General features: G+C 61.6%; 13 protein-coding genes. 6 read left to right on the top strand and 7 right to left on the bottom strand.

Going from position 1 to position 12,182, the window contains the following annotated elements; all coding sequences use genetic code 11:
• Positions 1 to 115: 115 nt before the first annotated feature.
• Complete coding sequence (gloA, locus tag KHO49_RS16065; RefSeq protein ID WP_102863262.1) at positions 116 to 637, bottom strand: lactoylglutathione lyase; 522 nt, start codon at positions 635 to 637, stop codon at positions 116 to 118.
• 199 nt (positions 638 to 836) lie between these two features.
• Here gloA and KHO49_RS16060 point away from each other — a divergent pair, with 199 nt between their 5' ends.
• On the top strand, positions 837 to 1,364 hold the full coding sequence (locus tag KHO49_RS16060) for a DUF4946 domain-containing protein (RefSeq protein ID WP_102882614.1): 528 nt from the start codon (positions 837 to 839) through the stop codon (positions 1,362 to 1,364).
• Between the two features lie 232 nt (positions 1,365 to 1,596).
• Here the strand turns inward: KHO49_RS16060 and KHO49_RS16055 are convergent, their stop codons facing one another.
• The 3 genes from KHO49_RS16055 to KHO49_RS16045 form a co-directional block, all read right to left on the bottom strand.
• The gene (locus tag KHO49_RS16055) at positions 1,597 to 1,962 is read right to left on the bottom strand and encodes a histone-like nucleoid-structuring protein, MvaT/MvaU family (protein ID WP_102863264.1); all 366 of its coding nucleotides are present in this window, start codon (positions 1,960 to 1,962) and stop codon (positions 1,597 to 1,599) included.
• Positions 1,963 to 2,207: 245 nt separating this feature from the next.
• On the bottom strand, positions 2,208 to 3,746 hold the full coding sequence (locus KHO49_RS16050) for an EAL domain-containing protein (RefSeq protein WP_123394281.1): 1,539 nt from the start codon (positions 3,744 to 3,746) through the stop codon (positions 2,208 to 2,210).
• A gap of 81 nt (positions 3,747 to 3,827) precedes the next feature.
• A complete protein-coding gene (locus KHO49_RS16045) occupies positions 3,828 to 4,721 on the bottom strand; it encodes a LysR family transcriptional regulator (protein WP_213665310.1) in 894 nt (297 codons plus the stop codon).
• A gap of 85 nt (positions 4,722 to 4,806) precedes the next feature.
• Between KHO49_RS16045 and KHO49_RS16040 the strand changes: the two genes are divergently transcribed.
• From KHO49_RS16040 to hpaR, 3 genes are all read left to right on the top strand, one after another.
• Positions 4,807 to 5,763, top strand: a complete 957-nt coding sequence (locus KHO49_RS16040; protein ID WP_213665966.1) for a DMT family transporter — start codon at positions 4,807 to 4,809, stop codon at positions 5,761 to 5,763.
• A gap of 251 nt (positions 5,764 to 6,014) precedes the next feature.
• Complete coding sequence (hppD, locus tag KHO49_RS16035) at positions 6,015 to 7,091, top strand: 4-hydroxyphenylpyruvate dioxygenase (protein WP_102863267.1); 1,077 nt, start codon at positions 6,015 to 6,017, stop codon at positions 7,089 to 7,091.
• A 129-nt stretch (positions 7,092 to 7,220) separates the two neighbouring features.
• Positions 7,221 to 7,643, top strand: coding sequence for a homoprotocatechuate degradation operon regulator HpaR (gene hpaR, locus KHO49_RS16030; RefSeq protein ID WP_102863268.1), 423 nt, complete (start codon positions 7,221 to 7,223; stop codon positions 7,641 to 7,643).
• A gap of 51 nt (positions 7,644 to 7,694) precedes the next feature.
• On the opposite strand, the gene rarD is transcribed toward hpaR, so the two are convergent.
• The 3 genes from rarD to KHO49_RS16015 all read right to left on the bottom strand — a co-directional run bounded on the left by rarD (position 7,695) and on the right by KHO49_RS16015 (position 10,914).
• On the bottom strand, positions 7,695 to 8,576 hold the full coding sequence (gene rarD, locus KHO49_RS16025; RefSeq protein ID WP_102882617.1) for an EamA family transporter RarD: 882 nt from the start codon (positions 8,574 to 8,576) through the stop codon (positions 7,695 to 7,697).
• 201 nt (positions 8,577 to 8,777) lie between these two features.
• Positions 8,778 to 9,791 (bottom strand): aldo/keto reductase, encoded by a 1,014-nt coding sequence (locus KHO49_RS16020; protein WP_110596607.1) that lies wholly within the window; start codon positions 9,789 to 9,791, stop codon positions 8,778 to 8,780.
• A 220-nt stretch (positions 9,792 to 10,011) separates the two neighbouring features.
• The gene (locus KHO49_RS16015; RefSeq protein WP_170003972.1) at positions 10,012 to 10,914 is read right to left on the bottom strand and encodes a LysR family transcriptional regulator; all 903 of its coding nucleotides are present in this window, start codon (positions 10,912 to 10,914) and stop codon (positions 10,012 to 10,014) included.
• 100 nt (positions 10,915 to 11,014) lie between these two features.
• On the opposite strand from KHO49_RS16015, the gene KHO49_RS16010 reads away from it, so the two are divergent.
• Entirely contained in the window at positions 11,015 to 11,746 is a 732-nt protein-coding gene (locus KHO49_RS16010; RefSeq protein WP_110596649.1) for an SDR family oxidoreductase, read from the top strand.
• The gene (locus tag KHO49_RS16005; protein WP_213665309.1) at positions 11,743 to 12,153 is read left to right on the top strand and encodes a VOC family protein; all 411 of its coding nucleotides are present in this window, start codon (positions 11,743 to 11,745) and stop codon (positions 12,151 to 12,153) included. The genes KHO49_RS16010 and KHO49_RS16005 overlap by 4 nt, the downstream gene beginning before the upstream one ends.
• The last annotated feature ends 29 nt before the right edge of the window (positions 12,154 to 12,182 follow it).

The raw sequence follows: 12,182 nt of genomic DNA, 5'->3' as shown, positions 1-12,182 counted from the left end.
GCCTGGGTCGGCGCCGGTTTGCCAGTGAAGAGGCTGTTGGGCCTGGCGCAGTCCTTGCGGATGCGTTCGCTGGCAATCCAGTTCCTACGCAGGCCAGCTCTGCACCTGCATCGGGTTACAGCGGCGCTGGCTGGATGATCTCGACCCAGTAGCCATCCGGGTCCTTGATGAAGGCCAGGCTCTTCATGCGGCCGTCATTCAGGCGCTTCTGGAAGTCGCAGCCCAGGGTCTCGAAACGTTCACAGGCGGCGACAATATCCGGCACCGAGATGCAGATATGGCCGAAGCCACGCGGGTCGGTGTTGCCGTTGTGGTAGGCGAAATCCGGATCGTTCTCGGTGCCGTGGTTGTGGGTCAGTTCGAGAATCCCGGGGATCGACTTCATCCATTCGGTACGGGCCGCAGCGTCGGCCGGAATCTGTGACTTGTCCACCAGTGCGAGGAAGTACAGGCTGAATTCGGCTTCGGGGAAATCACGTTTTTCCACCAGGGAAAAGCCCAGGACCCGAGTGTAGAAGTCCAGGGAGCGAGTGATGTCCTTGACCCGCAGCATGGTGTGGTTGAAGACGAAACGAGCAGTGGCTGCGTCCGGTTGGGCGGTCACGCCAGGGAAAGTGTTGAGTTCGTTGAGGCTCATGGGCCCTCCAGAAGAAAGTGCGGCAAAGGCTGCCCGCGAGGGCGGGGAAGTCCTTGTCTGGCAATGGTTAGGACATCCTTGGAAGCGGGCAATGATACGCAACTGGACAGGATGGCGCCAAACCCAAAGCTCCTGATCTATTGCCCATTCCTGGCGCCGGGCTCAGACTTCAAGGCCAGTTTCTTTAGTGTGCCAATCCATGATCGAGTCGCTTAGAACCCAGGCTGTGGCCGTTTTGCTGTTGATGTTTGCGGGCGTTGTCCAGGCGCAACCGGAGGTGGCCTGGCCCGAGGGCTGGACTGTGGAGCCAGTGCCGGTCCAGGAGGCGGATCAGGCTGCCCAGGTTTCCCGGCAGCGGGCGGTGAAGAACGATGCCGCGGGCAATCCGCAACTGGTCATGGAGTTGACCATGACCCAGGTGGAACGTGGGCATGTAGTCAATCTTCAAGGGGTATTGCTAGAGATGCGCAAGTCAGTGCAGAAGGACTTTGCCCGCAGTGGATATCAGAGTGTCTGTAACAAGATTCATGCTGCGCAGTTGAGTCGTCTGGACGCTCTGGAGACCACTTGTACCATTACCCAGAATGGGCGACATGTGTTGTCGCAAACACTGGTGGCGGCACTGGATGAGGATAAGGCTTATGTACTTTCATACGCCGGTCAGGCGGCGGCTTATGCCGATAGTCAGGATCAGATACTGGCTGTACGAAATAGCCTCAAACTTTAAGGAAAAATCTGAAACAGTCGGTTTGCTTTTCGCGTGTAGCGAGTTCGTTTTCGAGAAAGGCATTAAGCGAGTAGTTGCTTTGGGGGCTGGCTTTATAGCAAGGCCTATCGCGGGATGGCTGATTGCCATCGGTTGGGCTGGATCTTCCCTTAGATTCAAGTCGTAATAAGAATATTCTTATCAATGTAAAAGGCCCTGCATATGCAGGGCCTTTTTCAGGTGGCGGCTTTGTTCAAGCGCGCAGCCAGGAATCCACAGTGGCAGCACCGTACTGTTCTTTCCAGGCTTTCAGGCCGCGATGATTGCCGCCCTTGGTTTCAATCAGTTCACCGGTGTGCGGGTTCTGATAGACCTTCACCACGCGTGCGCGGCGCTGTTTAGGGGCGTTGGCTTGTGGCAGGCCGCTTTTGCCCAGGTTGGGATCAAGGATTGCGATGATGTCACGCAAACTCTTGTCATAGGATTTCATCAGGGCCTGAAGTTTCTCTTCGAACTCGATTTCCTTTTTGAGGCCGGCGTCGTTCTTCAGGGATTCAAGCTGCGCGAGCTGTTCTTGAAGTGCTTTTTCTGCAGCACGAAATTCAGCAAGTCTGGACAATATCTTCACTCCAATAGTCTATTTTGGCTGATACAAACCACAAACAAAGCTATAAGCCATAAGCCGGTTAAGGCTCGATTAAGTGGCCTACCTGTGAATCTTGTACAGGCGGGAAAAATTGTAGTAGTTAATGGCACGAGAGTAAATCAGGTTGTTCTTGTTCAAGCCTGTATTTGCCAATTGAATCAAATTGGTGCGTATCCCGAGTTACCGTAGTCGAGCACTTAATGTTCTGGTATGGCTATTTAATGGCGCGCCAGGGCCGCAACAAATTCTGCACTGGGCATGGGGCGCCCAAATAAATAACCCTGCAGGAAATCCACGCCTTGAGCCGCCAGGTAATCCCGCTGCTCGGCAGTTTCAATACCTTCGGCGACGATGCCCAGATCGAGTTTGGCCGAGAGTTGAATAATGCTGTCGAGTATATGCAGCGACAGTGCGTCGGCACCGATCATGGCGACAAAGCTTTGATCGATCTTCAAGTAATCGACATTGAACTGACGCAGATAACCCAGGCTGGAATGCCCGGTGCCGAAGTCGTCGATGGCGATCATTACCCCGAGTTCATGCAGAGCGGCAAACAGCTGCTGGGTGGTGGCCGTGGGCTCGATCAGTTCGCGTTCGGTCAACTCCAGCACCAGGATCACCTTGCCGGGAGGGAAGGCGGCGAGAAACTCCCGGCAGTCCTCCAGCAACTGCAAGTCATGGCAGTGACTGGCAGTGATGTTGATGCCGATATGAAAACCATCGGTGAAGCCGGCGGCGTGGGGAGCCAGCACCTGCATCGTCTGCTGCATCAGCGAACGGGTCATGGGCACGATCAGCCCCGAATGTTCGGCGAAAGGGATGAACAGGTCCGGACGCACGAGTCCCTCTCGCGGATGTTGCCAGCGCATCAGCACTTCAATGCCGGCCCATTGCAGCGTGTCACCGCGCACCACCGGCTGAAAGTATGGAATGAACTCTCGGGCTTCCAGTGCCCGGCGCAATTCATGGCTGGGAGAGGCGGAGCGCTTCTGCAACCAGTGGGCCAGGACACCAGCGCCGGCACCGAGAAAGACCAGCAGGCTGAACAACGCCGGGTACTGGCTTTTCATGTATTTCCAGATGTCCCCCTCGGGAAATCCTGTACTGACGCTGTAGGGATAACGCGATGAACTCAGATGCTGGGGGGCCACTGCTGCCAGTGGCGGTGCGCCGTCGTGGACCCCGCCATCACTGGACAGCCAATGCTCGCCCACCTGCAGTCGCAAATGGGCGAAGCGGCTGATTAGGCGCAGGGCGTTGGTCAGGTGATAACCGTCGATGGTCGCCAGGGCCGAGCGCTCCCCCTCACTCAAGCGGTAGACCAGCAGCGCGGTGTTGGGGGTGACGGGATTGCCATTCATGAGCCAGAGCCGGCCGTCAACGTAATCCCGGGGATCGAGGGGCACCGGATAGCTGCCCAGCAATGAACTGCAATAGTTGTTGTTGCGCCACACCAGGTTGGTCGAGCGCACGAATGGTCGGCGAGTCACTTGGTCCCTCAGGGCCAGTTGCCGCACCTCGTCGCACTCCAGGCCTGCCTGGGGCAGCAGGGCCCTGGCGGCAATATCGGTGTTGTCCAGCATCAGGTCGAACTGGCGGATGGCTTCCTCGGCGGTTTCCAGGCTGCTGCGCACCAGCGCTCGTTCGGCCTGGGCGTAGAAAATGACGGCCCCCAGTCCGATGGGAAGCACAATCGCCAACACTGTCCAGAGTCTGCGGGTAGAACGCTTGAGCGGACCTTTGGCGGTCAGGGGCATGGATCGAACCTGTGGCGGAGGAGGGGCGGGCCAGCGTCTGGCTGCGGCAGCGGGGGCGGCAGCCTCCTGACGTTGTCTGGATCATCGCAGGATAGACGGCTTTGGATGACGATACAGACGTTGCGCATGCTGGATGAAGGCCAGTGTCGCCGGCGATGCCTGGCGCCGATCGAGCACGGCGATCCCCACTTGGCGCCGCACCGGCGGCGACAGAGGCTTGCTCCCATAGCGGGCGTCCGCAGTCGGGGGCAAGGACAGCTCGGCCAGAATGCTCAAGGCGTCACCCCGGGCCACGGTTTCCAGGGTGCTGAGCAGTTGCGAACTGCGGTAGCGGATGTTGGGGCTCAGGCCGGCGCCGATGAACAAGCGCGTAACCAGCTCGGCCGAGCCGGCTTCGGTCAGCACGAAGGGATCGTGACACAGCTGTTCGAGGCGGATCTCTTGCTCCCGGGCCAGGGCATGGCCTGCGGGAATCAGCGCCATCAACTGGTCCTCGATCAGGGCGAAGGTGTCGAAACGCTCCTCGGGCAACACCACGAAGCCCACGTCGACCCGTCGCTCCTCCAGCCATTGCAGCACCTGGCGATCCGGCCCCTCGTCGATATGCACCTCGATTCCCGGATGCTCGCGCCGGTACTCCTCGAGGATGGATGGCAACAGGCGCATGGAGGAAGTGGGGCCAAAGGAGCCGATGCGCAAGGTGCCGCGCTTCATGCCCCGAGCATCGGCGGCCTCCTGTTCCAAGGTCGCCGCCAGCCCCAGCATGGCCCGGGCCCGCAGCAACAGTTGGCCACCAATATCGGTGAGTTCGACCTGGGACTGATGGCGGCGAAACAGTTCGACCCCCAGTTCCTGTTCCAGGGACTTGATGGCGTGGGACACGGCCGACTGGGTGATGCCCAGGCGCGTGGCGGCGCTGGTAAAACCCGCCAGTTCGGCCACCCGGGAGAAGATCTCCAATTGGGTCAGGGTCATGAGTAAAAGCTCATTTTACGATGATGGGCTATTAGACAAAGAATGATCTCACAGCACAAATCCACAGCCACCGAGCAGCATGAACATGAATGAAAGCGGTATTAGCGGCCCCCTGGCGGCCGATCACGGGGACCTGGCGGTCTATTGCAAACTGGCGGCAGTGACCATGATCTGGGGCGGCACCTTCGTCGCCGGGCGTTACCTGGCCGGTGGGCTTTCGCCCTTGCTGGCTGCCAGCCTGCGCTTCTTGCTCGCCAGCCTGGCCCTGCTTGGCTTCATGGCGGTGGCGCGCATTGCCCTGGCCCGACCCAGCCTCAAGCAGCTCGGCCAACTGGCGCTCCTGGGGTTCTTCGGCATCTTCTTCTACAACCTGTGCTTCTTCCTCGGCCTGCAACAGGTCAACGCCTCGCGGGCGTCCTTGATCGTGGCGCTCAATCCTGCGGTGATTGCCCTGGCGTCCTGGGCACTGTTCAGGGAACGCCTGAGCCGGCGCAAGTTGTTGGGCATCCTGTTGTGCCTGAGTGGCGCGGCCCTGGTGATCTGCAGTCGCGATCCTTCGGCCCTGGCTGCCGGGGCAGGGGGCTGGTATGGCGACCTGCTGATACTCGGCTGCGTCCTGGGTTGGGGGGTGTACTCGCTGTGTTCCAAAGGCCTCAATCAGCACCTTGGCCCGTTGCAGACCGTTACCTATTCGATCCTGATGGGAACCCTGATGCTGTGGGTTGCAACCCTGGCCCGGGGCGAGTTCGACCTGCACGCCATTGCCCGCCTGGACCTGAGCCAGGGCTTGAGCCTGCTGTACCTGGGCGTCCTGGGGTCCGCGCTGGCCTACATCTGGTACTACGACGGCCTGCGACGCATCGGTGCCACCCGCTCCGGAGTGTTCATTGCCCTCAACCCGCTGACGGCAGTGCTGCTGGGCGCACTGTTGCTGGGAGAGCAACTGAGCCTGGTGATGGGATTGGGCGGGGTGTTGATTCTCGGCGGCATCTACCAGTGCAACAAACCCCTTGCGGGCCAGGCGAAAAAGGCGATTTTATAGAGAATGCGGACAAAGGCTTTTACGCTGTGTAGAATCCGGTTACGCATACAATAATAAAGTCTTCTGGCAGCAGAAGCCTCGTCCCCCAGCCTGTAAGACAGGGTCGAAATGAAGATTCTCGGGTTTCAACTGATCTACGGTGACTTCCTCGCCCGCAGCGTGCGGGGCATCTCCTGCGCACCACCTTCTTTCCTCAGCATTGATAGCAACTAACGATCCGTTAATTCTAAAAATATGATGAGGCGCCAACCATGGCAGATATCTTCGAAAACCCAATGGGCCTGATGGGCTTTGAATTCATCGAATTCGCATCGCCTACCCCCAATACCCTCGAACCGATCTTCGAGATCATGGGTTTCACCAAAGTCGCGACCCATCGTTCAAAAGACGTGCATCTGTACCGCCAGGGTGCGATCAACCTGATCCTCAACAACGAACCTCACAGCGTCGCCTCGTACTTCGCCGCTGAACACGGCCCGTCGGTATGCGGCATGGCGTTCCGGGTCAAGGATTCGCAAAAGGCCTACAAGCGTGCCCTGGAACTGGGCGCCCAGCCGATCCACATTGAAACCGGGCCGATGGAGTTGAACCTGCCGGCAATCAAGGGCATCGGCGGCGCGCCGTTGTACCTGATCGACCGTTTCGGTGAAGGCAGCTCGATCTATGACATCGACTTCGTGTTCCTCGAAGGCGTGGACCGCAACCCACCGGGTGCCGGCCTGAAGATCATCGACCACCTGACCCACAACGTGTATCGCGGGCGCATGGCCTATTGGGCCGGCTTCTACGAGAAGCTGTTCAACTTCCGCGAGATCCGTTACTTCGACATCAAGGGCGAATACACCGGCCTGACCTCCAAGGCCATGACCGCTCCGGATGGCATGATCCGCATCCCGCTGAACGAGGAATCGTCCAAGGGCGCCGGGCAGATCGAAGAGTTCCTGATGCAGTTCAACGGCGAGGGCATCCAGCACGTGGCCTTCCTCACCGACGATTTGGTGAAGACCTGGGACGCGCTGAAGAAGATCGGCATGCGCTTCATGACCGCGCCGCCGGCAACCTACTACGAGATGCTCGAAGGCCGCCTGCCGAACCACGGCGAGCCGGTCAATGAGTTGCAGTCCCGCGGCATCCTGCTGGACGGCTCTTCGGAAGCTGGCGACAAGCGCCTGCTGCTGCAGATCTTCTCGGAAACCCTGATGGGGCCGGTATTCTTCGAATTCATCCAGCGTAAAGGCGACGATGGTTTCGGCGAGGGCAACTTCAAGGCACTGTTCGAATCGATCGAACGCGACCAGGTGCGTCGTGGGGTACTGGCCACCGAGTAACCCTCGGCAGGCTTGAACACAGAGCCCGATCAGGTCCTGCCTGATCGGGCTTTATATTGCCTGTCGGTTGGCGATAGTGAATGTGTTAATGTTTCCGCCTTTGTTTCCCAGCCCTTGACCGATGCCTCGATGAACACACCCAGACCGTCCCTGACCTTGACCCTGTTGCAGGCCCGTGAGGCCGCCATGGCCTTTTTCCGCCCCTCGCTGAACCAGCACGACTTGACCGAGCAGCAATGGCGGGTCATCCGCATCCTGCGCCAGAACGGTGAGCTGGAGAGCCACCAACTGGCAAAGATGGCCTGCATCCTGCCGCCGAGCATGACCGGCGTGCTGACCCGCCTGGAGCGTGACGAGTACGTCAGCCGCCGCAAATCCCCGGAAGACCAGCGCCGCCTGTTCATCACCCTGACCGATAAGGGCCAGGCGTGTTTCGAGTCCATGAGCGGCGACATGGAAATCAACTACCAGAAAATCCAGCAGCAATTTGGCGAGGACAAGATGCAGGCCTTGCTGGCCCTGCTCAATGAGCTCAAGCAGATCAAGCCCTGATCCCCAGCGGCGCCCGAACCTGGCCTGCCCAGGCCCATGCGGGCGCGTCGATCAGTTGCGGCGCTGGCGCAGCAGGTGCCTGACCCCTTCGAGCACCAGCACCAGCACCGCCAGCCAGACCGGAATGTAAGTCAGCCATTCCCCGGCCTTGATGCTTTCCCCCAGCAGCAGGGCGACAAACAGCAGCAACACCGGCTCCACATAACTGAGCAGGCCGAACAGGCTGAAGGCCAGCAAGCGACTGGCGATGACGTAGCACGCCAGCGCCGAGGCGCTGATCACCCCCAGCAGAGGAATCAGCAGGTATAGGCCGGGATGGCTGTCCACCACGGCAAATCCCTGTTCGCCGCCTTGCACAAACCACAGTGCCACCGGGATCAACAGCGCCATGTCCAGCCACAGGCCACCCAGATGATCGGTGCCCAGGCGACGCCGCAGGACGAAATACACCGGGTAGCCCACGGCCACCACCAGGGTCGCCCAGGAAAAACTGCCCACTTGATACAGCTCGTTGAGCACCCCGAGGCAGGCCAGCAGCGTGGCCACTTTCTGCAGGCGCGACAGACGCTCGCCATACACGATGCGTCCGGTCAGGACCATGGTCAGCGGCAGCAGGAAGTACCCCAGTGACACATCCAGGCTGTAGCCGTTGAGTGGCGCCCACATGAACAGCCAGAGCTGCACCCCCACCAGGGCCGACGACAGCAGCAGCACCAAGCTCAGCAGCGGTTTGCTTGCCACCTGGCGCAGCACTTGGCCGACCCGGTGCCACTCGCCGCTGAAGATCATGAACAGGGTCATGCAGGGCAGGGTCAGCAGCATCCGCCAGCCGAAAATCTCCACCCCGGTCAGGGGCGTCAGCAGGGAGGTGTAGAAATACATGACGGCAAACAGCACCGACGCCAGGACCGATAACGCAATTCCTTTAGACACACTGTCCTCGTAATACCCGAACGCTCGGGACACATAGAAATAGGGGGGAGAAGCGAGGGGGAATATAGAGGGTCAGGCGCGAGTTTTTTGCTCTGATTGCGCCATCGCGGCGGGATTTTTTCTCGTTTATGGCCACAGTGCCGCCGAGCCTGCTGAGCCCAAGGCCGGTGGCGCGCGCCTTTGCGCCGCCACCGGCAGCGTTCAGCCCAGGTGCGGAAAACGACCGGAGACGAAATGACTCACATCGTTGAAGCCCGGGGTCGAGGCGTGCCCCGGGGTCACCAGGGCGTCGATGAAGGCTTCGTCCTCAGGGCTGATCTTCACCTGAAGGGCCCGGGTGTAAGCGTCCCACTGGGCTTCGGTGCGCGGGCCGACAATCGCCGAACTCACTGCCTGGTTGTTCAGCACCCAGGCGATGGCGAACTCGACGATGCCGACCCCGCGGCCCTGGGTGTATGCCTGGATCTGCTGGGCGATGCGCAGGGATTCCACCCGCCACTCGGTTTCCAGGATGCGCTTGTCCTGGCGTCCGGCGCGGCTGCCGCTGTCCGGGGCCACGTCCGGCGCGTACTTGCCGCTGAGCACGCCACGGGCCAGAGGGCTGTAAGGCACCACGCCGAGGCCATAGGCCTTGGCCGCGGTGATCTGCTCGGCCTCGGCCTGGCGGTTGACGATGTTGTACAGCGGCTGGCTGATGACCGGGCGGTCCACACCCAACTGGTCGGCCACGCGAATGGCCTCGGCAATCCGCCAGCCGCGGTAGTTGGACAGGCCCCAGTAGCGGATTTTGCCCTGGCGCAGCAGGTCGCCGATGGCCGAGAGGCTCACCTCCAGCGGGGTGTTGTGGTCCTCGCGGTGCAGGTAGTAGATGTCCAGGTAATCGGTGCCCAGGCGGGTCAGGCTGGCCTCGATGCCGTTGAAGATGTGCTTGCGGCTCAGGCCGCTGCGGTTGGGCAGGCCGTCCACCGGGCCGAACCCCACCTTGGACGCCAGCACCCACTCATGGCGGTGGCGGGCGATGGCTTCACCGACGATTTCCTCGGAGCGGCCCTGGGTGTAGACGTCCGCGGTGTCGATGAAGTTGATCCCCTGGTCCCAAGCCTTGTCGATGATGCGCAGCGAGTCTTCGGTGCTGGTCTGCTCGCCGAACATCATGGTGCCCAGGGTCAGGCTGGAAACCTTGAGACCGGAGTGGCCGAGGGTGCGATAGCTCATGGGCGAAATCCTTGTGCTAGAAGGGTGGCCGGGGCATCTCCGGCCATGGGGGGGCGACCATCAAATACCACAACGCCGGGCTAGCGCAATGCCTGAATGGCGCCTCCTCGCCGGGGTCGGCTTTTCGGCAAAGAGGTCCGTGAGATCGCCTGCAAGGACTTTGCGCAGGAACCGGCTTGCCGGCGAACCGCGCAGCGGCCAGCCGCCCCTGGACCGGCGCTCAACACGGGCACAGCGCCCGACAGCGCTGCAACACAAAGCTGTGCAGCAGGCGCACCCGCTCGGAAACCTGCAGGCGATGGGGACACAGCAGATTGAACGGCGCCAGTTCCCCTTGCCAGTCGCCGAGCAGCGGCACCAGGCGCCCGGCGCGAATGTCCTCGGCCACGTCCAGCCGGGCCTTGTAAACGATGCCGTGGCCGGCCAGGGCCCAGCGCCGGGCCACTTCGCCGTCGTCGCACAGGTAGTCGCCGCGCACGGGCACCTCGCGAGTCTCGTCGCCACGGCTGAAACGCCAGCTGTCATAGGGCTGGCCGTTACGCAGGTAGAGCAGGGCACTGTGGTGCGACAGGTCTTCGGGGGACTGCGGGGTGCCGCAACGGGCCAGGTAAGCCGGGCTAGCGCACACCAGGCGACGATGTTCGGGGAGGATCGGCAGGGCCACCAGGCTCGAGTCCGCCGGCACGCCAAAGCGCAGGGCCACATCCACGGTGTCGCGGAACAGGTCGGCATGGCGATCGTTGAGCCGCAGTTGCAGGCGCAGTTGCGGGTGCTCGGCCTTGAATTCGTCAAGCCAGGGCAGCAGCGCGTTGCGTCCGAAATCCGAGGGCGCCGACAGTTGCAGCACACCGGCCAGGCCCTGGCTCTGCTGCTTGAGCGCCTGTTCACCGTCCTCCAGGTTGGCCAGGGCCAGACGCACGCTTTCCAGGTAGCGGCGCCCCTCTTCGGTCAGGCGCATGCTGCGGGTGGAGCGCGCCAGCAGGCGGCTGCCCAGGCGGGTTTCCAGGCGCTTGAGGGCGATGCTGGCCGCAGCGGCCGTCATGCCCAGGGAGCGGGCGGCGGCGGAAATGCTCCCGGAATCGGCCGTGCGCACGAAAATTTCCAGGTCGAGGATTGAGCTCATTAGTAAAAATCCTTTAAAGATCTTTGCGTTTTAGCGGGATTTTTCCTCGATTGGCAAGCTGTGAAGATGCAATCACCTTTACATGACCCAGGTGATCGCAATGACTCTTTCCAATCCAAGCTTGCAGCACAAGACCGTGGTGGTGATTGGCGCCGGCAGCGGCATCGGTGCTGCCGTGGCCCGTCAGGCGGCCGCACGCGGAGCCAAGGTGGTACTCGCCGGGCGCAGCCTCGAAGCCCTGCAACGGCAGCAGGCGCAGTTGCCGCCCTCGGCCCGCAGCCTCGCCGTGGACATCACCGACGCCGCCAGCCTCGGTGATCTGTTCAGCGCCGTGGGCGCCTTTGACCATCTGGTGATCAGTGCCGGTCCGGCGATCACCGCCAAGCCCCTGGCCGACACCGATCTGCTGGATGCCCAGCGGGCGTTCGAGGTGAAGTTCTGGGGCGTGTGGCGCGCGGTCCAGGCGGCGCTGCCCCATCTGGCGGCTCAAGGCAGCATCGGCCTGACCTCAGGTTTGCTGTCACGCAAAATGGTTCCCGGACAGGTGCTCAAGACCACCCTCAATGCCGCCCTCGAAGCCCTGGGCAAGCACCTGGCCAAGGAGCTGGCGCCACGCCGGGTGAATGTCATCAGCCCTGGGGTCACCGCCACCGAAGCCTATGCCGGAATGTCCGAAGAGGCGCGTCAGGCGATGTTTGCGCGCACCGCCGCCAGCCTGCCGGTGGGCCGTGTCGGCCAGCCGGATGACATCGCCGCAGCCTTTATCCTGGCCATGGAGAACGGCTTTATCAGCGGCAGCCTGATCGACGTCGATGGCGGTGGCCTGCTATGAGCTGGCGCTTCGATCACCTGGCGTTCAACTGTGCCCAGGGCCAGGCGTTGCAGCAGGCATTCGCCGATCTGTTGGGCCTGCAAGCGGGACGACGTCCGCCTTTCCCCTTTCCCGGACGCTGGCTGTATCAGGACCAGCAGGCGCTGGTCCACGTCATCGAACAGGCCGATAGCCCCGAGCCGCAACTGAGCCACATCGCCTTCAGCACCCAGGAGGCGGCCGAAGCCGTGTTGCAGCGGGTGCAAGCCAGTGGCCTGGAGCATCAGGTGGCGCAGGTCCCGGAAGACGGCATCTGGCAGATCTTTGTCCGCTTGCCCGGCGGCCTGGTGCTGGAGCTGGATGCCCCGGCGGCGGGGGAGTTGAGCATCAGCCACGACTACGCCCGGCACGGTGGCGCCCCGAGCTGAGGCCGGCCATGAAAAAGCCCGTTGGAGCA

It is taken from the genome of Pseudomonas sp. RC4D1 (assembly GCF_018390395.1).
GTDB lineage: Bacteria > Pseudomonadota > Gammaproteobacteria > Pseudomonadales > Pseudomonadaceae > Aquipseudomonas > Aquipseudomonas danubii.
The sequence above is the reverse complement of the archived record's forward strand: the minus strand, read 5'-3'. Positions and strand labels throughout refer to the sequence as shown.